This window comes from Salinithrix halophila (genome assembly GCF_042650125.1).
GTDB classification, from domain to species: Bacteria; Bacillota; Bacilli; order Thermoactinomycetales; family DSM-45169; genus Salinithrix; species Salinithrix halophila.
In genome coordinates, this window is record NZ_JBHSAP010000015.1 from 216,793 (window position 1) to 242,107 (window position 25,315).

Genomic DNA, 25,315 nt, shown 5'->3' on the forward strand with positions numbered 1-25,315 from the left:
AGTTGAACGTTGAGAAGAATGAATTTCAAGTCCTTTCCCCCGGACGGTGCTTCACAAAAGCAATCCTTCGGGTGGGAAGCCTCACTATTCATTACGGCAGGAGTGGTTTGCGGATGCGTTCAAAAGCAGTGGCTTACGAAAGCGATTCGCAAGCGCAAACAAAAGGTTTGCCAGTCACGACGACAGGTTGGTATCCGATTGTCAAGCGGGGGTTAGAGGTCGCCTTTGTGATCGGACTTTTATTCTTTACTCTCCCTGTGCTGGTGTTGACAGCGATCGCAATCAAACTGGAATCCAAAGGCCCTGTCTTCTATAAGCAGGAACGTGTCGGGCTGGGCGGACGCCGTTTTCATGTTATCAAACTCCGCTCGATGCGGACGGATGCAGAGAAAAACGGTCCCCAGTGGGCAGCTAAAGATGATCCCCGTGTTACCCGCGTCGGACGGTTCATCCGCAAAACCCGGATTGATGAGGTGCCTCAACTGATCAATATCATGCGGGGCGATATGAGCTTGATCGGCCCCCGACCGGAACGGGATGTCTTTACTGAAAAGTTTTCCAAGGAAATCCCCGGATTTAAACAGCGTTTGATGGTGAAACCAGGATTAACGGGCTGGGCGCAGGTGAACGGTGGATATGACGCCACGCCAGAAGAGAAATTCTCCATGGACATGTATTATATCCAACGGCAGTCCTTGATCCTGGACATGAAGATTCTTTATCGAACTGTATGGGTGGTCCTTTCAGGAAGTGGAGCCCGTTAAAAGCGAAACAGCATGTAAAAGGGTTGCCGTGATTCCGGCAACCCTTTTTATCGATATTCTTGAGGCGTTAGTACGCTCTTATAATCACAGGTCAAACGAGAGGTATCCTTTCCATCTGTCTCCTATTAAGAAACCAGCCAGCGCAGGGACAGATAAAAAAGCAACCAGAGAGGAACGCTTATGAAAGCTGCGTTGAAAATGCCCAACCAGAAGGTTTTTCCCACAACCGTGTAGTTCATCCAGGGCACCTCCGATACCTCTTAGTGATTATTATTATACGGCAAACTGCCGGTGAATAGTGGGCTGTTAACCATTTGTAAAGGAAATGTAATGTCCGGGAAAGGTCGTTGAAAAACAACAGTGGAAAATTTTCTTGGTTATCTAATGGATAATTTTACCCCATTGACGTTGGGTATCCGGCATGCTAATATCGTTCTCGGACATTTAAATACGGAATGTATGATGTTCTCTTATCCAGAGAGGTGGAGGGACTGGCCCGATGAAGCCCGGCAACCGACCGCACAGCAAGGTTTTGCGGTAAAGGTGCCAATTCCTGCAGGACGTTTAAGTGCGTTCTGGCAGATGAGAGAAAGGATGGCGACTTTTAAATCCTTTCTGCTTCTGGCGGAAAGGATTTTTTTATGGTAAGGCGGTGGAAAGGACATGCTTCAATTGAAAGAAATCCAAAAAACTTATCCGTCCCGGTCCGGTTCGATCCCTGTCGTTGCTTTGAAGGATGTGAACCTGGAAGTGAATGAAGGGGAAATCTTCGGGATCATCGGACGCAGCGGAGCTGGTAAGAGTACACTCTTACGGTTGGTCAATGGCCTTGAAACTCCTGACTCCGGTGAGGTCTGGGTGGACGGTTGGTCAATTACCCGACTGAAAGAGAGGGAACTTCGTCAGGCACGCACCAAAATCGGGATGATTTTTCAACATTTTAACCTTCTCTGGTCTCGTACCGTTTGGGATAATGTCGCATTCCCTCTGGAAGTTGCGGGCCGTTCGAAAGAAGAAATTCGCCAGAAGGTTAATCATTTGTTGGAGCGGGTGGGACTAAGTGACCGGGCCAAAGCCTACCCCTCCCAGCTCTCTGGGGGTCAGAAACAACGGGTGGGCATCGCACGCGCCTTGGCCAACGACCCCAAGGTATTGTTGTGCGATGAAGCGACGTCTGCTCTGGATCCTGAAACAACGGGCTCCATTTTGCAACTTTTAAAGGAAATCAACCGGGATACGGGGATCACAACTTTGTTGATTACCCACGAAATGAGTGTGGTTCAGGCGATTTGTGGACGGATGGGGGTTATGGATGACGGTCGAATGATTGAGGTGGGAGAAGTGTCGGAGATTTTCAGGAATCCTTCTCATCCGGTTACTCGTCAGTTTGTCCGACAAACTTTATTAAAAGAACAAAGTACTCCTTTTGAGGACAAGGGTAGGGATTCCTCTGCATGTATCGTGGTGCAATGCCGTTTCCCTGGATTATCAGATGTTTGGGAGGAACTCCGAAAGGAGGCCGACCGAAGGCAACTTCAAATCCATGTCCTCGCCGGCGGCATTGACCCTTCCACACCTTGGACCCTCCGTGTGGAGGGAGATCGGGAGACTGCCGATAGGATTGTTACGGTATTGAGATCGTTGGGAGCGGAAGCGGAGGTGGCTGTCGGTGTTTCATGAAGTGGATTGGAACCTCATCTGGCAAGCAACGAGGGAGACGGTATACATGGTTGGGATTTCCACCTTCTTCACTGCTCTTTTTGGGATTCCGCTGGGAATCCTGTTGGTTATCACGGATCGGGGCCAGATCTGGGAGCAACAGGGCTTACAAAAAATCGTGGCTTCCGTCGTCAATCTATTCCGGGCGGTTCCCTTTATCGTCCTCGTCCTCGTTCTTTTCCCCGTAGCGCAATTTCTGGTGGGTACGACCCTGGGACCAACGGCAGCCACTATTCCCCTGATCGCTGGAGCGGCGCCCTTTTACGCGCGGATGGTGGAGACAGCCCTCCGGGAAGTGCCCAAGGGAGTAGTGGAGGCCGCTCGGGCGATGGGGGCCACCCGGTTCAGTGTCGTACTTAAGGTGCTCTTGCCTGAAGCGGTCCCGGCTCTGGTCTCCGGATTGACAGTCACTTGTGTCACCTTGATCAGTTTCTCGGCGATGGCAGGGGTCGTCGGCGGAGGAGGCCTCGGGGACGCGGCTTTCCGCTACGGCTTTCAGTCGTTTAATGACGGGATGCTTTACATTTGTGGAATTTTACTGGTTATCCTGGTTCAACTGGTTCAATGGGTCGGGGACTGGACAGCCCGCCGTTCGGATCAACGTTGAATATTTCATCAACATACAGATATGGGAGGAATCGATGATGGTAAAAAGATGGGCTTTTTTTGCGGTTGCGTGCGCTCTTATCACGGCTGTGACAGGATGCGGCGGCGGTGGAGTCGGGGATGAGCAAACCCTGAAAGTGGGTGCCAGCCAGGTTCCCCACTCGGAAATCCTGAATCATGTGAAACCCCGGTTGGAGAAGGAAGGGGTAAAGCTGGAAGTAAAAGTGTTGCAGGATTATGTGACACCGAATAAAGCGGTACAGGAAGGACAGTTGGATGCGAATTTCTTTCAGCATATCCCGTGGATGAAGACGACCAATAAGGAACGGGGCTGGGATCTTGCCAGCGTGGGTAAGGTTCATATCGAGCCAATTGGTGCATACTCCTCAAAAGTCAAGAAAAAATCCCAGCTCAAGGATGGAGCCACCGTCGCCATGCCCAATGATCCGACCAATGGCGAGCGTGCTTTACTGCTCCTGGACAAAGAAGGATTAATCAAGCTGGATGAAAAAGATGGGGTAAAAACGCTGAAAAATATCAAATCCAACCCGAAAAACCTGAAATTCAAGGCTCTTGAAGCAGCCACACTCCCCCGGGTGCTGGACCAAGTGGATCTCGCAGTGATCAACACGAACTATGCGCTTCAGGCCAAGCTGAACCCGAAAAAGGACGCACTCTTTCTTGAAGGGGCGGATTCCCCCTATGCCAATGTCTTGGCTGTGAAAAAAGGGAACGAAAATAAACCGGCGATCAAGAAGCTGATCAAAGTCCTCCAGTCTGACGACACCAAGAAATTCATCGAGGAAAAATACAAGGGAAGTGTACAGCCCGCTTTTTGATCGCCTCAGACTAAAACCCCCGCTCCGTGAGCGGGGGTTTGGTTTAAGTGAAGCTTATCGAGGATGCGGCCGGTGTTCCCGTTCATGGAAATGGACGAGACCGCTGCCGCTGGTCTGTTCTGCTACCATGTCGAGAATGGCCTGTACCGATCCTTCCGGTACCCAGAGCGGGAACGTGACAACCTCGGTAAAACGGGTCTTTTCCAGCTCAAAGCCTGACTGGCGCAAAGCGTGTTCCACTTTTCCCATGGAGGGATAGTCGACCGTGACTGTCAATTTGCGTTGTAGGTTCCAATCCACAAGTCCAGTGTTGTCCAAACCCGCTGAAGCAGAGGAGCTGTACGCCCGAATCAATCCACCTGCCCCCAGTTTGATGCCGCCGAAGTAGCGGGTGATGACAATGGCCGTGTTGGTCAATTCCCGGCTCTTGATTACTTCCAAGATGGGTCGACCGGCGGTACCTGCGGGTTCACCGTCGTCGGAAGAGCGTTGGACTTCGTTCTCCCCTTGCACAATATAGGCATAGCAGTTGTGAGTGGCGTCCCAGTGTTTTTTCGCGATTTTTTGGACAAAATCAACGGCTTCTTCCTCTGTGTCGACACGGTTTATATAGGCGATGAAGCGGGATCGTTGGATAGAGATTTCCGTTTCCCCATAGCCTTTCACTGTGGTGTATGCTATTGGTTTCGTCAAATTCCATCGCCCTCCTTGTGTCGAGAACCTGGCTATTTCTCCCGATGGTTGAAAAAGAAACGGTTCATTTGAGAAGCTTTGTCGAAAGGGTAGCCGCGAAGCCAAGGCTTGTTCTATTCTTGAAACCACCAACGGACAAGTGAGTCCGAGTGAAAGGAATGTGGTGGCTTTATGTTCTTTATCAGTATACCGTCCATTTATCGTGAGTGTATTTCCATTCGTCAATCGGGGTTCCGATTCTACCCTGTCTGTCAGGAGTGGCTGGAAGAAGGAAAAGAAAACCTGCGCCGCCTGTGGATGTCCCTCACAGGATCACTGCTACCGGTCCAGCAGGAAACGAAAGAACAGGCTTTTCCCGATGATCCGGTCGGTATCCCCCGCCATATCGGACGTGGGCCGCCTAACAGGAAAAGGGCCAATTCACCATTGGCCCTGTGGTAGGGAATCTTCCCACTCCGGTTCCTTATTCTGTGGAAGGGGTGCCCATGGGTTCGACAGCCTCTTTCTTCAAACCCAGTTGTTGGCGTAAGAGGTTGCTTACGCGTTGGCGTTCCTTGTCATTGACGAAGAAATACCACAGATCCATGCGACGGTTTTCCCCTTTGAGCGGCTCGTTTTGGATGTTTTGTTTGGGAATCTCTTTATAGATCGATTGTAAACGAAGGAGCTCCTGGGGTTGAATGCCCATGGAGAGATTCTTACCCACCGCTTTTAGGAGTTCATCCACTTTTGTGACGGTATTGATGCTGACTGCTTGGTCGAGCAGGTTGGTCATCACTTCCCGCTGTCGTTCGTTTCTCCCCGCGTCCCCCCGGGGATCTTGCTTGCGCATCCGGACATAAGCGAGGGTTTCATTCCCATTCAGGTGTTTTGGGCCCGGCTTGAAGGGAATGACCTCCCCGCCGAAATGAGCTTGTGAAAACGCAAATTTGACATTGACGTCCACCCCACCCAGGGCGTCAACGACATCGATGAACCCCTGAAAATTAACTTTGATGTAGTAGTCCACAGGCACATTGAGGAAGTGCTCCACCGTTTGGGCCGTGTTGTTCACAGGTCCTGGTCCCTTGGGGTTAACCTCCCGGCGGCCATAATAAGCAGAGGCGTTAATTTTGTGGTTATCGCCTCCAGTGTTGGCGATCTGGACATAGGTATCCCGCGGGATACTTACCATTTTCACGGATTTCTTGTGCGGATTAACTGCTGCGAGGATAATCACATCGGGTCGCCAGTTAGTCGATGCCTTCCTGGCGTCTGTCCCTAGAAGGAGGATGGTAAAAGGGTCATCCATCGTGACTGCCTGTTTCCGCTTGTCCGATTTTTCAAGCGGGTCATAGGTTCCTGCCAGTGCCCCCCACACTTGGTAGAAAAAGTACCCTGCCCCCGCCAAGACGATGAGCAGACTGATAAGTGCGAAACGAGTCCACCAACGCTTCTTCTTTCCTTTTTTGTAACGCCGTGACCGGCTCCATTCGAGACGGCCCATGCTGTTGTTATCCATGTTGAGTTCCCCACTTTGCTGTCCCTTATTCCCCCCGTAACCAGCATCTCTTTTATGATACTATCCCGGTAGTGAAGCTCTCAAGTAGTAACTCCCTGAACATTCGTTGAAAGAGAAAAATCCCCCTTTCTTAGGGGCTGATATCTTCATGCGAAATAGGCCCTCCCCATGGGGCCTTTTTATTGGGAAGGCTCCAGTTCCATACGACGACGGAGGGCATGTGCGGCCCGTATGCGCTCTCGCTTAGGTATGCGCAGGTAATATCGGCTTCCCCACTCGTCTGTTCCGGCGAGACGGAGCACTTCCACCCGGTCTTCAGGAACTTCTCGCAAGGCGACGAAAAGACGCCACACATCGCTTGGAGTGAGGGAGGTCTCCACGTGGTGTGTCATGATTCCGGCAAGCTCGCCCATTTTGAACAACGTTGAAAAGCGGGTCCCTTTTTCCCAGAGACTCTTCATCACCTGCTGTTGCCGTCGGTGACGATTATAGTCGCTCCCGCCGGTTCGGTCCCTTACATAAGCGAGAGCCTGTGATCCGTTGAGAGTCATGGGCCCTTTTTTGAAGTGATGCCCTTTGTATGAAAAGGAATGGCCGACGGTTACCTCAACGCCACCGAAGAGGTCGACCAGGGAACGAAAGCCGGCCATGTTCACCTTGACGTAGTGCTGGATGGGGAGGTCGAGGAAAGATTCCACCGTCCGAACGGTAGAGGGGATGCCTTCGCCGAGGGCGTAAGCGTGGTTGATTTTATCCCAGCGTGTACGCCCGTGCCCAAGCTGAAGATTTGCTTTGGAATCACGGGGGATATTAAGGAGGGTGATCCCTTTTTGACGGGGGTTGATGGCGAGGACCATCAGGGCATCGCTTCTCCCTTTGTCTCTCTTGCGCTGATCGATTCCCATCAACAGGATGCTGAGAGGACGATCCGGTGGTGAAGGCAATACGGGTGATCGATAAGCCCTGACTGGTTTCTTTGGAGGGTGTTTCTCCTGTTCCCCCTGCGTGTTGGGGGCGGGGGAAATAGCCGGGCGAAACTGGATATACGCTCCCGCACTGATTACGAGAAGCAGCACCAGGACTCCCGCACGGTAAAAGCGTCCCATGCTCCTTCATTCCTTCCCTGTGGGTTCGGGGCCGGATACTGAGCCTCCGGTCCTGACGTTGTTATTATAGGCTGCATGTGTCCCATTCCATGCGGATTCATGATAAGCTGGACCTATCACCCAAGGGATGCGGGGTTTTTCGATGAATAAAGGGCTGGGGATTTTGCTGACGGTTGTTCTTCTCTTTACCGCGGCCTGCACCGGTCAGGGTGACGAAGGAAGAGATCCACCGCAGCCGGAGAAAGGGAACGGCAAACAAGCCGTGGACAAAGAGTGGGTCGTCAAATGGAAGGGCAGGGAGCCGGATCAAGCCTTTCTGGATACGGTGCAGATCCTTCACGAGACAGGGGAGGAGCCGGATGGGGTGACGATGCTGGTTCGGCTCAAGCCGGGGGTGGAGGAAGAGCGGTGGATGGATCGCTGGTCCGCACATGAAGATGTGGAGTACCTCCATCCCAACCAGAAATATAAGGTGGAAAATCGGGAAACGACTGTACCGGGCTTTCAAGCTGAGGGCAAGTACTATCTGAATAGGATTGACGCGGATAAGGCATGGCAATCCATTGGGCCGGGTTCTTCAGAAAAGCCGGTGACAGTGGCGGTTGTGGATACGGGAGTTGACTTGAAACACCCGTTTCTCCAAGCCTGGTTGGCCGGGGGGATCAATCTGAAAGATCCCTCCCAACCGCCTCAAGATACGATGGGGCATGGAACGCATGTTGCCGGTGTCATCGCGGAAGTATGGGAAGGTTTCCGTAAAAAGTGGGGGCAATCCTATAGATCTCTGAAGATCATGCCCGTGAAGGTAATGCAAGATGGTTCAGACGGTGATGTGTACTATACATCGGAAGGGATCCGGAAAGCGGTTCGCAAGGGAGCTGACGTGGTCGTCCTGTCCCAAGGGAGTTGGACGTATTCGGAGACGATGGCGGATGCTGTTGCGCTGGCGGAAAAGAAAGGAGTGGTAGTCGTCGGTGCGGCGGGTAACGCTCAACTGGATAAGGCGGGCGAAATTCGCTATAACCGGCCATTGTATTACCCTGCCGCATTTCCGACAGTTCTGGGGGTCGGTTCCCTGGGAACCGACGGTAAAGTGGTTCCCACCTCCAACGGAGGACCCGGGATCGATGTGACCGCACCTGGGGAGGAGATTTGGGCGGCGATGCCAGGAGGCGACTTTGCTAGCGATTCAGGTACTTCCTTTGCCGCCCCCCAAGTAGGGGCTTTGGCTGCTCTCATTCGCCAGCAGCGCCCAGATTTGAGCGCAGGAGACGTTCGAAACCTGATCCGGCAGACAGCCGTACCGGTAGGGGAAGGGCGTTGGAACGAACTGGCTGGGTTCGGTCGGATCGATGTCTACGAGGCCCTTACCCAGCCGTTAAAAAAAGATATCTACGAACCGAATGATTCCCCAGCCGAAGCGATCCCTTTTTCTTCCGATCAAAGCTTGACAGCGGTGTTGGAGAAGGGAAACCGGGATTGCTTTCGGATGGAGACTCCATACACCGGAACGCTTTCCCTTGATCTAAAGGCAAAAAGCCGGAAAAATCTACGGTTGGTTATCAGACGAAAAGGGGAGCGCAGGAAGGAGATTTACCGGGGAGAGGAACTAAAAAACATTCGGATGAGCGTCCCTCCCGGGAATGTGACTTTCTGTCTCTCCTCTGACAAGCAGGAGAAAGCCGTCTATTCCCTAGAGAATCATTTTCGCCCCGCTCCGGATGACTACGAGAACAACGATCACCAGTGGAACGCCCACAATCTGGAGCTGAACGCAGGTTTCTCCTATGTGAAAGGGACCCTACATAAACAAGGGGATGAGGATTGGTTTCGGTTGAAAATCCCGGAACCGGGCGAGTTGAAGGTGCGTGTGGATGTCCAAACCCCGCGGCATGATCCGGTCCTATATATCCAGAAAAAGGGGAGCCGAGAAGGGCGGAAATTGGATGGAAAGGCGGAAGGAAAAGCGGAAGAAAGGACGCTAAAGGTGAGCCCGGGAAATCTGTATGTACGGGTGTCAGATTATGGAAATAATGTGATTCCCACTCCCTATAATCTGTTCTTTGATTATAAGCCCCGTTCCCAGGACGATTTCGAGCCGAATGACATATCCGCAGAAGCCGCGCTTCTCGCCGATGGTGAGACAGTGAAGGGAAGGCTTGCAGGGCCGTCGGATATGGACTGGTATTCCTTTTTTCTGAAAGAAGGGGAGCAGCCCCAACTGCAGCTGAAGGAATCAAAAGCCGCTGGATCGATGGAGATCATTCTTTATGATGAGAAGCGAAGGGCCCTCGTTCGGAAGACCGGAAACGAAAAGGGAGGAGCCCGGATGGAACCGAACCTGACGCCGGGAACTTACTTTATCCGGGTGTATGGGGGCGGAAAGGGGGCCGGCCAGTATGAACTCCGCTTTTCGAAAAAAAGGGGGTAAAAAGGGCAGCCCTGCCGCTCCCTGTTTTTTTAGCAAAGTAAATGCTGATCCCCAGAGGGTTGGAAAAATCCGGCGGAAGCCTTGTCTTTCCCCCCTTGATCATGTATTCTTAGGATGGATTTCGAGGATAACGGATTCCGTGCCGGATAGCACCGGGACGGCCGATATAACGTTACCTTCTTTCCTTGAGGGAAAGGTCTTTTTTGTATGGATCAGAAAGCAAAGGGGGAACTGTTTTGAATGAACAAACCCGTCGCAGTCTGTTTACCTCGGAATCGGTGACAGCGGGGCATCCGGATAAGATCTGCGATCAGATCTCTGACTCCGTGCTCGATGAAATTTTATCGAAAGATCCCAATGCTCGAGTCGCCTGTGAGACCTCTGTGAACACGGGTCTCGTGCTGGTGGCTGGCGAAATTTCCACGACTTGTTATGTAGACATTCCCAAGATCGTGCGGGAAACGATCCGCGGGATCGGTTATACCCGTGCCAAATATGGTTTTGACGCATCGACCTGCGCTGTCCTCACCTCTATCGACGAGCAGTCGCCTGATATCGCTGCTGGAGTGGACGAAGCGTTGGAAAAACGGGAAGGGGCTATAACCGAAGAGGAGATTGAAGCGATTGGGGCGGGGGATCAAGGCTTGATGTTTGGCTTCGCTGTCAACGAGACTCCAGAACTGATGCCGCTTCCTATCTCCCTTTCTCACAAACTGGCCCGCCGCTTGCACGAAGTGCGTGTGGACGGGACCCTAAGCTACCTCCGTCCCGACGGCAAGACCCAGGTGTCGGTGGAGTACGAAGGGGATAAGCCGGTTCGGATCGACACAGTGGTTGTTTCCACCCAGCACTCTGAAGAGATCGGTCTCGATCAGATCAAACGAGATATTCAGGAACATGTGATCAATGCGATTGTTCCTGAAAATATGTTGGATGAAAAGACCAAGTACTTTATCAACCCGACAGGTCGGTTCGTCATTGGTGGCCCGATGGGAGACGCTGGCCTCACTGGCCGTAAGATCATCGTGGATACCTATGGTGGTTATGCTCGACACGGCGGTGGTGCCTTCTCTGGGAAAGATCCGACCAAGGTGGACCGTTCGGGCGCCTATGCTGCACGCTATGTAGCGAAAAATATTGTCGCCGCTAGCCTTGCTGACAAGTGCGAGGTTCAATTGGCTTATGCCATTGGGGTCGCCCAACCTGTCTCTATTCGTGTAGAGACCTTCGGGACAGGTAAAGTCGCTGAGGAAGAGCTGGTCAACCTGGTTCGGAAGCACTTTGATCTACGACCTGCCGGTATCATTCGTCAACTGGATCTTCGTCGTCCTATCTATCGGCAAACGGCAGCCTACGGCCACTTTGGTCGTACGGATGTTGAGCTGCCCTGGGAAAAAACCAACCTGGCCGATACCCTCCGCCGGGAAGCCTCTCTCTGACAGCCATTACAGAGAAGCTCGAAAAACCTCCGATCATTTCGGAGGTTTTTTGTGGTGCCGTGGAGCTTGTGAGAAAGCGTCGTCATTATTGGAAAAAAATGATATACTTTTCTTTGGTAGCCACTTGGGAGCAGCTGTCCTGCTTTCCAGAACCTCCTGTTTTATCCCTGCATATACTGGGGGCAAAGGAGGGGCGGATACCATGGCACTCTGGGTCCTGTGGACAGTGGTTCTCTACGGCGCGCTCAGGTTATTGTCGGTCCTATTTGCCCGAATATTCGGATTAACATTGCAAACCGATATCCGTCGATTGGTCTTGATGACGGAAAATAGCCAAGGGTCCATTGAAGGGGTGGTCCGTTCTTTCCTCTTCCGACAACAGATCTATGGCCGGCGAGCAGAAGTGGTTTGTGTGGATACCGGATCCTCTGATGATACGTATCAAATCTTGACGCGCCTGAAACATCGGTACCCGGCATTGGAAGTCCGGTTTTTTTCCCGGGAGACGATCACACATCCCAGCTTATGGGAACGGGAGGCGGCGGTCGTAGACCTGCGGAAGGGGACTGCCCCGATCGGAGGAAAATGACGAATACGGCAGGCTCGTCCACCAGGAACACCCCGCCGGTCTCATCGGTGGGGTGTTCCTGGCGGACAGAAAGGAGAGAAGGGTGGATATCACACGTTACCGTGTAAAGGGAGAGCCGTGGGTAACACCGGACCCGCAAACGGATCGGTTTTTTTGGGGAATGGCGGGATGGGAAATGGAAGATTTGCTACAGTTCTCTTCTATTGGACAAGCCTATACAACGGTGGAGGGAAGCATGTATCGGCTCCGAGAAAAAGTGAAATTCCCAAAAGAGGCGGCTGAAGCCCCTGAGTGGACAATCCGGGACCAACAGGCCTGTATACTCCATGGATTGATCGGGGGCCGCTCCCTGCTGTGGATAGAAGTTCAGAGGCTCCTTCGCGCTCGGGGGGCAGATTGGCAGGAAGGGGAGGTGGCGGCCTCACTTCAATGGCTTCAACTAACTGGCCGGGTGAAGATAGTCCCCGGTGTAGAGGTGCCACGAGCCGTTTCCCGGTGGCGCTGCAACCGGTGCGGCGGAGGGCCGAGTGGAATCCGTTCCGTACAATGTGCCCGTTGTGGGGGAGCCTGTGCCGTCTGTGAATCATGTGCTGTGCTAGGAGCTAGCCGGGCCTGTCTCCCGCTGATACAGGCCTTACCAATACCTCAATCCCAGCAAGCGGCTATTCCCACCCTGCGGTCTCCCCGGCTCTCTCCGGCTCAATCCGATGCTGCCGCTGGTTGTCTTCGCTGGTTGGATAGTTCGGAAGAGGAACTGCTGATTTGGGCGGTAACCGGTTCGGGTAAGACGGAGATGCTCTTTCCAAGCGTCCGAAACGTGTTGGAGAAGGGTGGAAATGTCCTGTGGACAGCTTCTCGTCGAGACCTAGTGAGGGAATTGACGACCCGTTTGAAAAAAGCTTTTCCTGATACTCCCCACGTTACTCTTCACGGAGAAAGCGAGGAAACCTGGTGTGACGGGCGCCTGTTTGTGGCCACCGTTCAGCAGGCTTACCGTTTCTATCGGCGGTTTTCTCTGGTGATTGTGGATGAAGCGGATGCTTGGCCCCTATCGGAGGATTATCGGCTACAAGCTTCGTTAAAACGCGCTTGCACCCCCGAGGGAAAACGGGTTCATGTGACGGCTACACCTCCCGCTTCCTGGCGGCGTCGGGTGAAAAAGGGCCACCTTCCCACTGTTACCCTCCCTGCTCGTTACCATGGAAACCCACTCCCCGTCCCGCGCCTCACCAGAGTGCCGGGGTTGTGGAGGAAGATTGAACGGGGGCGCCCTCTTCCGGTGTTGGAAGCATTCTTGGAGCAAGCCCGTTCCACAGGGGGGCAGGTTCTCCTATTCATCCCCCGAACGGGGGATAGCAGCCGGGTGATCCAATGGCTGAAAGAACGCTTGTCCCCTTCTCTCATCAGGAAATGTGCTGCCGTCTCCGGACGGATGGAAGAGCGAACACGGCTGGTGGAAGAATTCCGGCGTGGTGAACGGTGGCTGCTCCTTACCACTACCATATTGGAACGAGGTATTACGGTTTCCCGCTGTCATGTGGGGGTGCTGGGGGCGGACCACCCTGTCTTCGACACAGCGTCTCTCGTCCAGATTGCCGGTAGGGTCGGTCGCTCTTCCGACTATATGGAGGGGGAAGTCTGCTTCTTGGCACGGATGCGGACAGAGGCTCAGGAGACAGCGGTCCGGCAAATCCGCTCCCTCAACCGATTGGCTGGTGAACAAGGCTATCTGAAGGATCAACCGGGTGAGGGGGCTTGGTGAGGAGATGGTGGGAGACGTTCTTCCCTTCCCCCCGGTGTCTACTCTGTGATTCTCCCCATCGTGCAGCTGCTTGGGCGGAAGTATGGGAACGCATCTGTTTTTCCTGTGAAAGCCGCCTTTCTCGAATCCGAGAACCGGTTTGTGCCCGGTGTGGCCGCCCCCTGGAGTTGGAGGACAGGGGTCCCTGCCCGGGCTGTTGGGGCGCTGGGTACGCCCTTCAGGGGAACCGAAGTGCTCTAGCCTACACCCCCTACACGCGGGAGTTGATCCACCTCTTTAAATACCGGGGAAAAGAAAGCCTGGCAGGACCGTTGGCGGAATTGATGGCACACTCTCTGGCAGAATTGTCCTGGCGGGTGGATAGGATTACCTATGTCCCCCTCCACCTGGAGCGACTACGGGAGCGGGGATTTAATCAAGCCGAACTTCTTGCCAGAGGCGTAGCGAAACACCTCCACCTCCCTTTGGCCCATGTATTGGAACGAACCGTCCCCACCGCCCCTCAAAGCCGCAGCGGACGCAGAGAACGTCTTAAGGCGATGGAAGGGGCTTTCCATCTTCTTTCACCCGTCCCGGAGGGATCGCTGTCCGGTCGGGTGTTCCTATTGGTTGATGATGTTTACACGACAGGAGCCACCCTGTCGGAGTGTGCTTCCGTCTTGAAGAAAGAGGGAGCCAAGGCTGTTTACTCGGTTACCCTGGCTCGCTGAATGATTACAGAGGAGCCCATCCTATTGACTGAAATTCTCCGGTAGAGTAGCGATGGACGGAAACCATGGACTGTACGGGCTTATCCTGTCCCCACGAAAAGAACAAGAGAGAGATCACCAAAAAGTTTCCTATAAGGAAAAGGGTATATTGGCGCTCATTTTGGGAAAGAAAAGGGATAGAGTTCTCCTAAACTACCATCCTGAAAAGGAGTGGAATGACCTTTGAATAAGACGGAATTGATCGATCGCGTCTCAGAAGCGACCGGGAAAACCAAGAAGGAAACGACCCAATTAGTGGAGGCGGTAATTTCCACCATCTCCGAATCTTTGCAGAAGGGTGAAAAAGTCTCTCTGATCGGGTTTGGAAACTTCGAAGTAAGGGAGCGGGCCGCCCGCACGGGTCGCAATCCCCAGACGGGGGAATCGATCCAGATCCAGGCAAGCAAAGTACCCGCCTTCAAACCAGGTAAGCAACTCAAAGAAGCCGTCAACTGATCGAATGGTCCAAACGGGGTGTAAAGATCGGCCGCCGAAAACTCGGCGGTCTTTTTATGTCATTCAGGGGGCACTTTTTCAACACAGGGTTTAATTGTTAAGGAAAAAAGAGGAATTAAATTTATTGAAATGAAAGCAGGAATTTCGTTCGGGAAAGAAGAAATGGGAACTGAACATTTCATAATTTCAGTTAAAACCGGGTGAACGGGGTGTTGCCAAAAAATACAGATTGAATATTTATGTCCATATATTTATACTAATTCAGGAAATCCCCGTACAGGCTTGATGAAAACATCTCGGAGCGAATGATGCAGAATAGTCAGTAAAAAGGGAGGCAATTATGATGAGAAAGAAATGGGGCATACTTTTTTCCGTACTGTTGGCTTTGACGGTTCTAGCCGGTTGTGGACAGCCGGAGAGCGGGGCATCCGGCAACGATGTAATCAAGGTAGCGACGGACGCGGCCTACCCCCCTTTCGAGAAGCAAGAGGGGAACGGAAAAATCACCGGGTTTGACATCGAAGTCATTGAGGCGATCGCTAAGGCTGAAGGGATGAAAGTGAGTGTCAAGCACACAGGATGGGACCCTCTCTTCGAGGCGATCAAACGGGGTAAGATGGACGTCGGTATCTCGGCGATGACTATCACCGATGAACGGAAGAAACAATTTGACTTCTCCGATCCCTACTTCGAAGCCAAACAACTGATCCTCGTGCCGAAGGATTCCAAGGTCAAGTCCCTGAAGGACCTCAAAGGAAAGAAAATCGGTGTCCAATCCGCCACCACCGGTGCAGAAGTGGTTAAAAAAGCCTTCGGCACCACCTATCCGGGTTTGAAAGGCTACGATGACACCCCAGGAGCGATCGATGATCTGGCAAATGGTCGAGTTGACGCTGTAGTTGCTGATAACGGGGTTGTCCAGGATTATGTTAAACGGAAGCTGAAAGGGCAATTTAAGACGGTGGAGGATCAATCCTTTGAACCTGAGCACTACGGGATCATCGTCAAAAAAGGAAACAAAGAATTGCTTGGGAAAATCAATTCCGGTCTGAAGAAGATCAAGAAAGATGGCACCTTGGAGAAAATCCGCAACAAGTACTTCGGAAAAGAGTAAAACGGTTCGATGCGATGGGGGAGTGCAACCGCACTCCCTATTCGCCGGTAAGGAGATATGGGCTGTCCTCTATTTCCTTTGTGGATATTGTGGATAACTCTGTGTATAAGTCGTTGGTTTTATTATTAGGACTTATTTCGTAAATGATCAAAATCGAAGAATAAAGGAGTGGCCTCATGGATTGGTCCGTTATTGTGGAATACCGTAATTATTTTATTCAAGGGGTCATCAATACGGCACTCCTTACTACTGTCGCTGTGTTGATCGGCCTGTTGATCGGTTTGAGTGTGGGGTTGATGAGGTTGTCCCGGAAGAGGTGGATCCAATGGCCGGCCAAGGTGTATGTGGATATCTTCCGAGGGACTCCTCTCTTGTTACAGATTCTCTTCATACACTTTGCCGTTATCCCCACCATTTGGGAAGATGGATTACATCTTGTCCCGCCGGACGCCCTTTTTTCCGGATTTGTTGCACTCTCTCTCAACGCCGGTGCTTATATTTCGGAAATTTTTCGTGGTGGGATCCAATCCATCGAGAAGGGACAGATGGAAGCGGCTCGATCCCTTGGGATGTCCCACTGGCAAGCGATGCGTCTCGTGATTTTGCCCCAGGCGTTTAAGCGGATGCTGCCGCCTTTGGGCAACGAATTCATCGCTTTGTTGAAGGACTCTTCCCTTGTTGCCATCATCGCTGTCAACGACCTGACCTATGCCGCATTCGCTACGGCCAAGAATACCTGGGTTCGGTGGACACCTTATATTACAGCTGGAATCCTTTATTTCCTTCTTACTTACCTCCTGTCTAGGGTGGTTTACTTGCTGGAAAAACGATACCGAACCGACGTTGAGAGGTGAACCGCATGATTCGGATCGAGGGGCTTCATAAACAATTTGGTGATACGGAAGTGTTGAAAGGAATCGATCTTCATATCAAGGAAAAAGAAGTGGTTTCGGTTATCGGTCCCAGCGGGTCGGGAAAAAGTACCCTGCTCCGTTGTATGAACCTGCTGGAGCCGGTGACGAAGGGGAAAGTGATCATTGACGGCCATGATTTGACCGATCCCAAAACGGATATCAACAAGGTGCGTACGGAAATGGGCATGGTATTTCAACAGTTCAACCTTTTCCCCCACAGACGTGTGATTGAAAATATCACCCTCGCCCCTGTCCAGGTGCGAGGATGGGATCAGAAGCGAGCGAAGGAAAAAGCCCACACTTTGCTGGAGAAAGTGGGCCTCGGGGATAAGGCAGAAGTGTGGCCGGAACAACTCTCGGGGGGACAGATGCAACGGGTGGCAATTGCTCGCGCCCTAGCAATGGATCCTAAGGTGATGCTCTTCGACGAGCCTACCTCCGCTCTCGATCCGGAAATGATCGGGGAGGTGCTGGCGGTGATGAAAGAACTGGCCGGTGAAGGCATGACCATGGTAGTCGTCACCCATGAAATGGGTTTTGCTCGAGAGGTGTGCGACCGGGTCATCTTTATGGATGGAGGGGGAATCATCGAGGAAGGCCCCCCGTCGGAACTCTTTACCCAACCGAGAGAAGAGCGGACCCGGGCATTTTTGGGCAAAGTACTCTGAAAGAATCTCCAATGTCCAGTTAAATTTCCTTGACTTTGCCTAATTTACAGTGCTATAGTGTAAGTGCATGGAAGAGGGCTGAATGGTCATTTTCATGTGCATCACATTACGAAGGGATTGTTATTATGCTGGGCAAAGTCAAGTGGTTCAACGCGGAAAAAGGTTATGGTTTCATCGAACGTGAAGGTGGCGAAGACGTATTTGTACACTACTCCGCCATCCAAGAAGAAGGCTTTAAAACGCTGGACGAAGGTCAAAGCGTCGAATTTGAAATCGTGGAAGGACCGCGTGGACCTCAAGCTGCTAATGTCGTGAAGGCCCTCTAAACCAAAATCGATTTCAACCCCCCTGGTAAAAATCAGGGGGTTTTTAAATATATTCATTCCAATCCTGGAGAATTTTGTCGAAATGATGGGTTTTGGCATAAATTTCTGTCAAAAAATCGACGAAAATAGGCAGGAATGTTCCTGATAAAAGGGTAATACATACTCATAGAAGGCGAAAAGGGGGATTCGCTTGATGCGATATAATATTCGCGGGAACAACATTGAGTTGACTGATGCTCTCCGTGACTATGTCGAAAAAAAGCTCAGCCGAATGGAGAAGTACTTCTACTCCACCCACACGACAGAAGCTTTCGTTTCCATGAGTGTGTTTAAGGATGAGCACAAAGTGGAGGTAACCGTGCCTTTCCCAGGTGTACTGGTTCGGGCAGAAGAAGCCTCGGAGAACATGTACGCCTCCATCGACAAAGTGGTGGAGAAGCTGGAACGTCAGATCCGCAAATACAAGACAAAAGTCAACCGCAAGTTCCGTCAAGACGGAAGCCTTCGTTTTCTAGAAAACGGAGAGACCCCTGAAACGCAAACAGCAATTCTGGATGAGGAAGATGATGAATTCGAGGTCGTTCGCAATAAGCGATTTAACCTGAAGCCCATGGATATGGAAGAAGCGATCTTGCAGATGGATATGCTGGGACATAACTTTTTCGTCTTTTCCAATGCAATTACCGACCAGGTCAATGTGGTTTATAAACGCAAAGATGGGCGCTATGGTCTGATCGAGCCGGAATGAACCATCGAAACAGATGGAAGACCTCCTAAAGTCAGAAACCCTCGGCAGCGACCTTTGGTCGCTGCCTTTTTGGCGGGGGAGGTTTTAACCTTTTGTGAAAACGTGAAAATCCTTGCCCGTTTTTGTTAAACTAATAGATAGGATCTTCCATTTGGACACCAACCGGTTTTGATACCCGTTTAAGTAAAAAATACAGGTACGAAAAAGCGTATCTTGAGCCTCATGAAAGGATGACGGCTGATGCTGAAACTGTTGCGTAAAGTGATCCCCGACTCCAATGAACGGGAACTGAAGCGCTGCTACCGGATTGCAGATCGGATAGAAGGGTTGGAATCGGAGATATCTGCCCTCTCGGAGGAGGAACTTCGAGGTAAGACTGCGGAATTTAAAGGACGGATCGCGAAAGGGGAAACCCTTGACGATATCTTACCTGAAGCATTTGCCGTGGTCCGGGAGGCGGCAAAGCGTGTATTAGGCATGCGTCATTTCTATGTCCAGCTCGTAGGCGGAATCGTCCTTCACAACGGGGATATCGCTGAAATGAAGACCGGGGAAGGGAAAACGCTTGTTTCCACCCTGCCCGCCTATTTAAACGCCCTTTCCGGCGATGGGGTACACGTGGTCACGGTCAACGATTACTTGGCCCGCCGGGACCGGGAGTGGATGGGTCAAATTTTCGAATTCCTGGGATTGACCGTCGGCCTCAACCTGCCTGGGATGGGGCCGAAGGAGAAGCGGGAAGCATACCAGGCGGACATCACATTCGGGACGAACAATGAATTCGGGTTTGATTACCTCCGTGACAACATGGTTCTTTATCCGGAGCAGATCGCCCAGCGGAAGTTGAATTACGCCCTCATCGACGAAGTGGACAGTATCCTCATCGACGAGGCGCGTACCCCTCTGATCATCAGCGGCCAGGCCAACAAGGCGACGGACCTCTATTACGCCGCCGATAAATTGATTCGCCGTCTCCGACTGGAAGAGGATTATTCCGTGGACATTAAGACAAAGAGTGTTTCTCTCACGGAGAAGGGCGTCGACAAGGCCGAATCCTTTATGGGTGTGGAAAACCTCTTTGACGCCAAGAACATCACCGTAAATCACCACATCCAGCAGGCACTTAAGGCCCACGTCATTATGAAGCGGGACTACGATTACGTGGTGAATGAAGATGGGGTCGTGATCGTGGATGACTTCACCGGTCGTCTGATGCACGGTCGACGGTATAGTGACGGGTTGCACCAGGCGATCGAGGCCAAGGAAGGACTCCAGGTGCAACGGGAGTCGATGACCCTGGCTACGGTCACCCTGCAAAATTATTTCCGCCTTTATAATAAACGGGCAGGTATGACTGGTACCGCTAAGACCGAGGAGGAGGAATTCCGCAAGATTTACGGGATGGACGTCGTTACGATCCCTACCAATAAACCCATGGTTCGCCAGGATCATTCGGATGTCCTCTACAAAACGGAGCAGGGCAAACTGAAATCGGTGGTGGAGGAGATCGTCAACCGCCACGCCACTGGCCAGCCGATCTTGGTCGGTACCGTCTCCATCGAGAAATCGGAACTTCTCTCCAAGATGTTAAAGAAGCGTGGGATCCCGCATCAAGTGCTTAATGCTAAAAACCACGCCAAGGAAGCAGAAATCATTTCCCAGGCGGGCCAACGGGGAGCGGTCACCATCGCAACCAACATGGCCGGACGCGGCACGGACATCGTGCTGGGCGATGGCGTGGATGAGCTGGGCGGCCTGCATGTGATCGGGACAGAACGCCATGAGAGTCGCCGGATCGACAACCAGTTGCGAGGCCGCTCCGGACGTCAGGGTGATCCCGGTTCCTCTCAGTTCTACCTCTCTTTCGAGGATGAGCTGATGCGCCGTTTTGGTTCTGATCGTATCCAGGGAATGATGGATTCGCTCGGTTTGGATGAAGAGACGCCCATTGAGGGGCGGATGTTTACCAAGGCAGTGGCTAATGCCCAGAAACGGGTGGAAGGAAACAATTTCGATGCCCGGCGATGGGTGTTGAAATATGACGATGTTCTCAATCAGCAAAGGGAAATCATCTACAAACAGCGGCGGCAGGTCCTTTCTGGGGATAACCGGGAACTCAGGGGCATTGTCCTGGAGATGGGTAAGGAGCTGATTCGCCGTGTCGTCGAAACCCACACGGCTGACGAGGACCTACCCGAGGAGTGGGATCTGGAGCCGGTGGCTGAGTTTGTCCAAAACTCGCTCCTTCCCGAAGGGAAAAAAGTGGATACGGATCAGTGGAAGGATCTGGAGAGAGACGAGTTGGTCGAACAGATCTATACCGACTTCGCCAAGGAGTATGAACACCGGGAGGAGGAAGCAGGTGCCGAACGCTTGCAGGAATTCTCCAAAGTGGTCATTCTCCGCACCGTCGACCGGAAGTGGATGGATCACATCGACGCGATGGATCAATTGCGTCAAGGGATTCATCTCCGGGCCTACGGTCAGACGGACCCCCTTCGGGAGTATCAGTTCGAAGGATATGAGATGTTCCAGCAGCTTGTGCAGGAGATCCAGGAAGAAGTCGTCCGTTATGTGATGAAATCCGAATTCAGTGAGGACGAGGAGATCGAGCGGGAGGAAGTGGCCACCAACCAAACGGCTTCCTCCGGGGGGTCTATCCACGAAGGAGAAGAGCCTCCCAAGCGGCAGCCGACTCGACGGACGGAGAAAGTCGGGCGTAATGAACCCTGCCCCTGTGGAAGCGGGAAAAAATATAAACATTGCTGTAGTCGGGCAGCCCAAACCGGTTGATATCGGCCATCCGCCGGAAGTCTCCACAGGGGGCCTCTGGCGGTTCGCTTTTATTTTTGATACCATCGTAATGATGAAGTACAAGGAGTGGTTGGTATATGATCCTGAGTGAACTTCGACACGAGTTGAATAATACAGCCAAGCGGTTGGCGGACATCAGGGGGTCTCTTTGACCTCCCTGAAAAGGAGAAACGCGTAGAAGAACTGGATCGGGAGATGACCGATCCTAATTTCTGGAACGATCAGAACCGGGCCCAGAAAGTCATTGACGAGTCCAATCGTTTGAAAGGGCTTATCGATGGCATCAAGGAGCTGGAAGAAGGTTGTGAGGAACTGTCGGTGATGGCGGAACTCATTGCCGAAGAAGAGGACGAATCTCTCCTCCCCGAAGCGGAAGAGACAGCGAAGGAGCTTCGCAAGAAGCTGGATGATTTCGAGCTCACGCTGCTTCTTTCCGAACCCTACGATAAAAACAATGCCATTTTGGAACTCCACCCGGGCGCCGGGGGAACTGAATCCCAGGATTGGGCTCAGATCCTTCTCCGCATGTACACTCGCTGGGCCGAGAGGCGCGGATTTAAAGTGGAGACTCTGGATTACCTTCCTGGTGAGGAAGCCGGTGTGAAGAGTGTGACCTTGCTCATTAAGGGGCACAATGCCTACGGATACCTGAAGACGGAGAAGGGGGTTCACCGCCTGGTGCGGATTTCTCCTTTTGATGCTTCTGGACGCCGTCATACCTCCTTCGTCTCTGCCAATGTCCTTCCCGAGATCGAGGATGACGTCGAAGTGGACATCCGGACGGAAGATCTGAAGATCGACACCTATCGATCCAGCGGCGCTGGTGGCCAGCACGTCAATACCACGGATTCGGCGGTCCGGATTACCCACCTTCCGACCAATGTCGTCGTCACCTGTCAGTCGGAACGCTCCCAGATCAAGAACCGGGAACGGGCGATGAAAATCCTGAAGGCTCGTCTTTTGGAAAAACAACTGGAAGAGAAACAGAAGGAACTAGCGGAGATCAAGGGAGAACAGGCTGAGATCGGATGGGGGAGCCAGATCCGCTCCTATGTTTTCCATCCCTACAGTTTGGTCAAAGATCACCGAACCCAGGTAGAGGTTGGCAACGTCCAAGCTGTTGTCGATGGTGAGATCGATAGTTTTATCGAGGCATACCTACGGAAAACGATCGATGTGTCTTAAAGAAAAAAAGCAACCGGCTACAACCGGTTGCTTTTTTATTTGTGGGATAGGGAAGAAAACAGGGAAATCGGTGAAACTAGGAGGGAATTGATGATTCCGGCCTGACTGCTGACCCGAGGGAGGGGGATGGTTTATGCCGGTACCTCGTTTGTTCTATGTAACCATGATCCTGATCATCTTTCTTGTGTTTTTCCCGCCTGGAGTTTCCCAGTCACAATCAGTCTATATTACTGCTGAGCGTTCCTGCCCCTCCGTGCCACGGTGCTGGCAGTTCGAGGCCAATGCATGGCACGTGGAGGGGGAGAGCGAAGCTCTCAACCAAGGGCATTCCTTCGCATTTGACCATAGAAAAAAGGCTCGGGTCGAAGGTTTCCTCCACCCAGGGGGAGAGCGGGCGGAGATGGTGTTAGAGGTGTACGACGACCGGTATCATCTCCTTCACCGGGAGTCGTTCCGTGTCTCGAAGCCAACATCCTTTTCTACCAGCTTGGCCGATGTGGGCCAAGGAACACGGAAGATCTTCGTCTTCTTTCCCAGGGGAGGGGTGAAGACCCGGGTGAAGGGGCGGTTGGTTTATTAACAGGAAGGCTTTGTCAACAATCTGGGCTGGATGAAGACTTGCCGTCAATGGGCTTGGGTCACCAACCACGTTCGTTCGAAACGGAGGGCGGCTAAATCTTCTTCTGTGATACAGAAATAGAGCATCCCGAGGTTTCCCCAAGCCATTTCCAAGGTCTCAGGGTCGGAATCCACCTGAAGCAGAAGCGTCCACTCTCCAGGGAGACCGGAACGCAAGGCGCACTCCTTAAAAACGTCTCCGGAGAGTTCCAGGGGCTGCCCGAATGCCTGGTGATAACCTCCTTCTCGGTTTTCCAGCTCATACAATTGGTCCATCAGGTGAAAATACATATCTTCCATATCTTCCATGTCTTCCGTCGCCTCTACATCGGGAAGCTGTTTCTCCTTGACAAACGTAATGCCCCGTTCCGGAAGAAGTAGCTCCCGGGGCATATCCTCGGGCAACAGGGCGGGCACGAGGCCTTTTGCTTCTGTGCTCCGATAGAAGACGAGCCAGCTGCCGGGGTTCAGAGGAGAATCAGGGGGGATTTCGTCCACAGCGAGGAAAAAATAGAGCATTCCTGACTCAGGAAGGAAAGGGAATTCTCCTATGGAAGCTAGTTCCTTCAGGTTATACTGAGCGAGAAAGCTGAGGTGCGTTCCGGGTGCTTCAGGATAAGGTTCATTGGCGGGCAGGTCCGGCAGACCGCCGAACTTGGAGGAGCCCACAGGGAGGTCTTCATCTTCTTCCCCAGGTTTGATCACGACACAGGGGACGAGGGTGGACAGGATCTCTTCTTGCATCTCGGAAAGGCCGCTCTCCTCCAACAAGGCTGTGATTTTCTCTTCCATCTTCTCTGGCATAGTTATTCCTCCCAGATTGTCGGATACCATTAAGGTTCGTTTTACCCAATCAGAGGCTACTTTAAGCCTGGTTGCTGCAGCCTCAGGAGAAGGAACGCCTCTATTTTACAGCAAGGCAGGGAAAAAGCCTATGTTCTGCTCCGCAGGGGGAGGCAAGGACCAGCTGTTTTTGGTATCTTTATGACACAAGCAAGTGCCTTTAAGGATTTCCTAGGGTAGCTCATGATAATAGCTCGTGACCAGACACGCCTTCGCCGTGAGAGATAGAGAGAGGGCGACAATGGTTGCCCGGTACTTTGTAATGTTATAGGAGGGATAAGCTGTGAAAATTGTATCGATTGAACCGACGCCCAGCCCCAACTCGATGAAAATCAACTTGGATACAAGTGTCTCCAAAGGGGCCACTTATACCCCGGACAACTGTTCCGACGCTCCGGATTACGTACGGAAAATCCTCGCGATTGAAGGGGTGAAGAGCATTTTTCAGGTGGCGGATTTCCTCGCCGTCGAGCGGAACGCCAAAGTGGAGTGGCAGCGGATCCTGCCTCAGGTGCGGGAAGTATTTGGGGAAGAGGGAGGGTCGGAAAAGCCTGGCTCCCAAGTCTCTCCCTCCGAGGAGGCTTTCGGTGAAGTGAAGGTGTTCCTTCAGACCTTCCGCGGGCTACCCATCCAGGTGAAACTTGCTGCTGCAGGAGAAGAAAAACGTTTCGCCCTGCCGCCCCGTTTTGCCCAGGCGGTGATGAAAGCCCAGGAAGCATCAGCCAATATGGTTCTGGAGCGGAAATGGGAGGATCAGGGTGTCCGTTACGGCGATCTGGAGGAAGTGGGGGAGGAAGTGGTTCAAGAGGTAGCAGCCGCCTATCCTAATGAGCGGCTGAACCAACTGGTGCGCCAGGCTCTCCAGCAAGGGCAGGGGGAGCCCGTTCCGGAACGAAAGCGATCGTATAAGGTAACCCTTGACATGCTGGAGGAACCGGACTGGAAAAAACGATACGCGGCGCTGGAACAGATGAACCCTACCTTGGATGATCTGCCGGTTCTTGACAAGGCCCTTGCCGATCCCAAGTCCTCTATCCGTCGCTTAGCGGCTGCTTATCTGGGAGCGATCGAGGAAAAAGAAGTGCTTCCCTACCTGCTGAAGGCTTTAAAGGATCCTTCGGTTACCGTCCGGCGCACTGCGGGGGACTGTCTGTCTGACCTTGGGGATCCAGCAGCAATCAGCCCCATGATCGAAGCGTTAAAGGATAAAAGTAAATTGGTTCGCTGGCGGGCGGCTATGTTTCTCTATGAAACAGGGGATGAATCTGCCGTGCCAGCTTTGCAGGAAGCCCAAAATGATCCGGAATTCGAAGTGGCGATGCAGGCGAGGATGGCGCTGGAACGGATTGAGCGGGGGGAAGAGGCCGGTGGATCCGTCTGGCAGCAGATGACACGGCGGAATGAAACCAAAGACAGTTGATCCTGGAGTGA

24 protein-coding genes and 1 riboswitch are annotated in these 25,315 nt (G+C 52.5%); of the genes, 20 read left to right on the top strand and 4 right to left on the bottom strand.

The window, feature by feature from the left end; genetic code table 11:
• The first annotated feature begins 113 nt into the window (after positions 1 to 113).
• The 4 genes from ACFOUO_RS11305 (at position 114) to ACFOUO_RS11320 (ending at position 3,928) form a co-directional block, all read left to right on the top strand.
• Positions 114 to 764, top strand: coding sequence for a sugar transferase (locus tag ACFOUO_RS11305; RefSeq protein ID WP_380705224.1), 651 nt, complete (start codon positions 114 to 116; stop codon positions 762 to 764).
• A 467-nt stretch (positions 765 to 1,231) separates the two neighbouring features.
• Positions 1,232 to 1,353, top strand: a riboswitch (SAM riboswitch).
• A gap of 74 nt (positions 1,354 to 1,427) precedes the next feature.
• Entirely contained in the window at positions 1,428 to 2,444 is a 1,017-nt protein-coding gene (locus tag ACFOUO_RS11310; protein WP_380705225.1) for a methionine ABC transporter ATP-binding protein, read from the top strand.
• Positions 2,434 to 3,090, top strand: coding sequence for a methionine ABC transporter permease (locus tag ACFOUO_RS11315; RefSeq protein ID WP_380705226.1), 657 nt, complete (start codon positions 2,434 to 2,436; stop codon positions 3,088 to 3,090). Before ACFOUO_RS11310 ends, ACFOUO_RS11315 begins: the two co-directional genes overlap by 11 nt.
• Positions 3,091 to 3,127: 37 nt before the next feature.
• Entirely contained in the window at positions 3,128 to 3,928 is an 801-nt protein-coding gene (locus tag ACFOUO_RS11320; RefSeq protein WP_380705227.1) for a MetQ/NlpA family ABC transporter substrate-binding protein, read from the top strand.
• A gap of 54 nt (positions 3,929 to 3,982) precedes the next feature.
• On the opposite strand, the gene ACFOUO_RS11325 is transcribed toward ACFOUO_RS11320, so the two are convergent.
• Positions 3,983 to 4,621 carry a YigZ family protein gene (locus ACFOUO_RS11325; RefSeq protein WP_380705228.1) on the bottom strand — a complete coding sequence of 213 codons (639 nt, stop codon included), beginning with the start codon at positions 4,619 to 4,621 and terminating at the stop codon, positions 3,983 to 3,985.
• A 171-nt stretch (positions 4,622 to 4,792) separates the two neighbouring features.
• Between ACFOUO_RS11325 and ACFOUO_RS11330 the strand changes: the two genes are divergently transcribed.
• On the top strand, positions 4,793 to 5,062 hold the full coding sequence (locus ACFOUO_RS11330; RefSeq protein ID WP_380705229.1) for a hypothetical protein: 270 nt from the start codon (positions 4,793 to 4,795) through the stop codon (positions 5,060 to 5,062).
• Positions 5,063 to 5,084: 22 nt separating this feature from the next.
• Here the strand turns inward: ACFOUO_RS11330 and ACFOUO_RS11335 are convergent, their stop codons facing one another.
• Together ACFOUO_RS11335 and ACFOUO_RS11340 are read right to left on the bottom strand one after the other, a co-directional pair.
• Entirely contained in the window at positions 5,085 to 6,122 is a 1,038-nt protein-coding gene (locus tag ACFOUO_RS11335) for an LCP family glycopolymer transferase (protein ID WP_380705230.1), read from the bottom strand.
• 179 nt (positions 6,123 to 6,301) lie between these two features.
• On the bottom strand, positions 6,302 to 7,228 hold the full coding sequence (locus ACFOUO_RS11340) for an LCP family protein (RefSeq protein WP_380705231.1): 927 nt from the start codon (positions 7,226 to 7,228) through the stop codon (positions 6,302 to 6,304).
• Between the two features lie 142 nt (positions 7,229 to 7,370).
• Between ACFOUO_RS11340 and ACFOUO_RS11345 the strand changes: the two genes are divergently transcribed.
• The 14 genes from ACFOUO_RS11345 to ACFOUO_RS11410 all read left to right on the top strand — a co-directional run bounded on the left by ACFOUO_RS11345 (position 7,371) and on the right by ACFOUO_RS11410 (position 23,003).
• Positions 7,371 to 9,659, top strand: a complete 2,289-nt coding sequence (locus ACFOUO_RS11345) for a S8 family peptidase (RefSeq protein ID WP_380705232.1) — start codon at positions 7,371 to 7,373, stop codon at positions 9,657 to 9,659.
• A gap of 236 nt (positions 9,660 to 9,895) precedes the next feature.
• Complete coding sequence (metK, locus tag ACFOUO_RS11350) at positions 9,896 to 11,098, top strand: methionine adenosyltransferase (RefSeq protein WP_380705233.1); 1,203 nt, start codon at positions 9,896 to 9,898, stop codon at positions 11,096 to 11,098.
• Between the two features lie 202 nt (positions 11,099 to 11,300).
• Positions 11,301 to 11,687, top strand: coding sequence for a hypothetical protein (locus tag ACFOUO_RS11355; protein ID WP_380705234.1), 387 nt, complete (start codon positions 11,301 to 11,303; stop codon positions 11,685 to 11,687).
• Positions 11,688 to 11,769: 82 nt separating this feature from the next.
• Positions 11,770 to 13,449 carry a helicase-related protein gene (locus ACFOUO_RS11360; RefSeq protein ID WP_380705235.1) on the top strand — a complete coding sequence of 560 codons (1,680 nt, stop codon included), beginning with the start codon at positions 11,770 to 11,772 and terminating at the stop codon, positions 13,447 to 13,449.
• On the top strand, positions 13,446 to 14,159 hold the full coding sequence (locus tag ACFOUO_RS11365; protein WP_380705236.1) for a ComF family protein: 714 nt from the start codon (positions 13,446 to 13,448) through the stop codon (positions 14,157 to 14,159). The genes ACFOUO_RS11360 and ACFOUO_RS11365 overlap by 4 nt, the downstream gene beginning before the upstream one ends.
• A 222-nt stretch (positions 14,160 to 14,381) precedes the next feature.
• Positions 14,382 to 14,654, top strand: a complete 273-nt coding sequence (locus tag ACFOUO_RS11370; protein ID WP_380705237.1) for an HU family DNA-binding protein — start codon at positions 14,382 to 14,384, stop codon at positions 14,652 to 14,654.
• A gap of 343 nt (positions 14,655 to 14,997) precedes the next feature.
• A complete protein-coding gene (locus tag ACFOUO_RS11375; protein ID WP_380705238.1) occupies positions 14,998 to 15,768 on the top strand; it encodes a basic amino acid ABC transporter substrate-binding protein in 771 nt (256 codons plus the stop codon).
• Between the two features lie 176 nt (positions 15,769 to 15,944).
• A complete protein-coding gene (locus ACFOUO_RS11380) occupies positions 15,945 to 16,622 on the top strand; it encodes an amino acid ABC transporter permease (protein ID WP_380705239.1) in 678 nt (225 codons plus the stop codon).
• A 5-nt stretch (positions 16,623 to 16,627) separates the two neighbouring features.
• The gene (locus ACFOUO_RS11385) at positions 16,628 to 17,350 is read left to right on the top strand and encodes an amino acid ABC transporter ATP-binding protein (RefSeq protein WP_380705240.1); all 723 of its coding nucleotides are present in this window, start codon (positions 16,628 to 16,630) and stop codon (positions 17,348 to 17,350) included.
• Positions 17,351 to 17,475: 125 nt separating this feature from the next.
• The gene (locus ACFOUO_RS11390; RefSeq protein WP_380705241.1) at positions 17,476 to 17,676 is read left to right on the top strand and encodes a cold shock domain-containing protein; all 201 of its coding nucleotides are present in this window, start codon (positions 17,476 to 17,478) and stop codon (positions 17,674 to 17,676) included.
• Positions 17,677 to 17,869: 193 nt separating this feature from the next.
• On the top strand, positions 17,870 to 18,424 hold the full coding sequence (gene hpf / locus ACFOUO_RS11395) for a ribosome hibernation-promoting factor, HPF/YfiA family (RefSeq protein WP_380705242.1): 555 nt from the start codon (positions 17,870 to 17,872) through the stop codon (positions 18,422 to 18,424).
• A gap of 240 nt (positions 18,425 to 18,664) precedes the next feature.
• Positions 18,665 to 21,217, top strand: a complete 2,553-nt coding sequence (gene secA, locus ACFOUO_RS11400; RefSeq protein ID WP_380705243.1) for a preprotein translocase subunit SecA — start codon at positions 18,665 to 18,667, stop codon at positions 21,215 to 21,217.
• A 98-nt stretch (positions 21,218 to 21,315) separates the two neighbouring features.
• A protein-coding gene (gene prfB, locus ACFOUO_RS11405; RefSeq protein ID WP_380705244.1) for a peptide chain release factor 2 occupies positions 21,316 to 22,423 on the top strand; the annotation gives its coding sequence in 2 pieces (ribosomal slippage) (positions 21,316 to 21,387 and positions 21,389 to 22,423; 1,107 coding nt in all).
• A 133-nt stretch (positions 22,424 to 22,556) separates the two neighbouring features.
• On the top strand, positions 22,557 to 23,003 hold the full coding sequence (locus ACFOUO_RS11410) for a hypothetical protein (RefSeq protein WP_380705245.1): 447 nt from the start codon (positions 22,557 to 22,559) through the stop codon (positions 23,001 to 23,003).
• Between the two features lie 44 nt (positions 23,004 to 23,047).
• On the opposite strand, the gene ACFOUO_RS11415 is transcribed toward ACFOUO_RS11410, so the two are convergent.
• Positions 23,048 to 23,845 (bottom strand): YwqG family protein, encoded by a 798-nt coding sequence (locus tag ACFOUO_RS11415; protein ID WP_380705246.1) that lies wholly within the window; start codon positions 23,843 to 23,845, stop codon positions 23,048 to 23,050.
• Between the two features lie 322 nt (positions 23,846 to 24,167).
• On the opposite strand from ACFOUO_RS11415, the gene ACFOUO_RS11420 reads away from it, so the two are divergent.
• Complete coding sequence (locus tag ACFOUO_RS11420; protein WP_380705247.1) at positions 24,168 to 25,304, top strand: conserved virulence factor C family protein; 1,137 nt, start codon at positions 24,168 to 24,170, stop codon at positions 25,302 to 25,304.
• Positions 25,305 to 25,315: the final 11 nt, after the last annotated feature.

Coding starts and splice junctions, on each gene's coding strand:
- hpf (WP_380705242.1), top strand. CDS start 17,870: ATGCGATATAATATTCGCGGGAACAACATTGAGTTGACTGATGCTCTC.
- ACFOUO_RS11355 (WP_380705234.1), top strand. CDS start 11,301: ATGGCACTCTGGGTCCTGTGGACAGTGGTTCTCTACGGCGCGCTCAGG.
- ACFOUO_RS11310 (WP_380705225.1), top strand. CDS start 1,428: ATGCTTCAATTGAAAGAAATCCAAAAAACTTATCCGTCCCGGTCCGGT.
- ACFOUO_RS11385 (WP_380705240.1), top strand. CDS start 16,628: ATGATTCGGATCGAGGGGCTTCATAAACAATTTGGTGATACGGAAGTG.
- ACFOUO_RS11335 (WP_380705230.1), bottom strand. CDS start 6,122: ATGGATAACAACAGCATGGGCCGTCTCGAATGGAGCCGGTCACGGCGT.
- ACFOUO_RS11415 (WP_380705246.1), bottom strand. CDS start 23,845: ATGCCAGAGAAGATGGAAGAGAAAATCACAGCCTTGTTGGAGGAGAGC.
- ACFOUO_RS11380 (WP_380705239.1), top strand. CDS start 15,945: ATGGATTGGTCCGTTATTGTGGAATACCGTAATTATTTTATTCAAGGG.
- ACFOUO_RS11410 (WP_380705245.1), top strand. CDS start 22,557: ATGCCGGTACCTCGTTTGTTCTATGTAACCATGATCCTGATCATCTTT.
- ACFOUO_RS11340 (WP_380705231.1), bottom strand. CDS start 7,228: ATGGGACGCTTTTACCGTGCGGGAGTCCTGGTGCTGCTTCTCGTAATC.
- ACFOUO_RS11390 (WP_380705241.1), top strand. CDS start 17,476: ATGCTGGGCAAAGTCAAGTGGTTCAACGCGGAAAAAGGTTATGGTTTC.
- ACFOUO_RS11320 (WP_380705227.1), top strand. CDS start 3,128: ATGGTAAAAAGATGGGCTTTTTTTGCGGTTGCGTGCGCTCTTATCACG.
- ACFOUO_RS11345 (WP_380705232.1), top strand. CDS start 7,371: ATGAATAAAGGGCTGGGGATTTTGCTGACGGTTGTTCTTCTCTTTACC.
- ACFOUO_RS11375 (WP_380705238.1), top strand. CDS start 14,998: ATGAGAAAGAAATGGGGCATACTTTTTTCCGTACTGTTGGCTTTGACG.
- ACFOUO_RS11305 (WP_380705224.1), top strand. CDS start 114: ATGCGTTCAAAAGCAGTGGCTTACGAAAGCGATTCGCAAGCGCAAACA.
- ACFOUO_RS11330 (WP_380705229.1), top strand. CDS start 4,793: ATGTTCTTTATCAGTATACCGTCCATTTATCGTGAGTGTATTTCCATT.
- secA (WP_380705243.1), top strand. CDS start 18,665: ATGCTGAAACTGTTGCGTAAAGTGATCCCCGACTCCAATGAACGGGAA.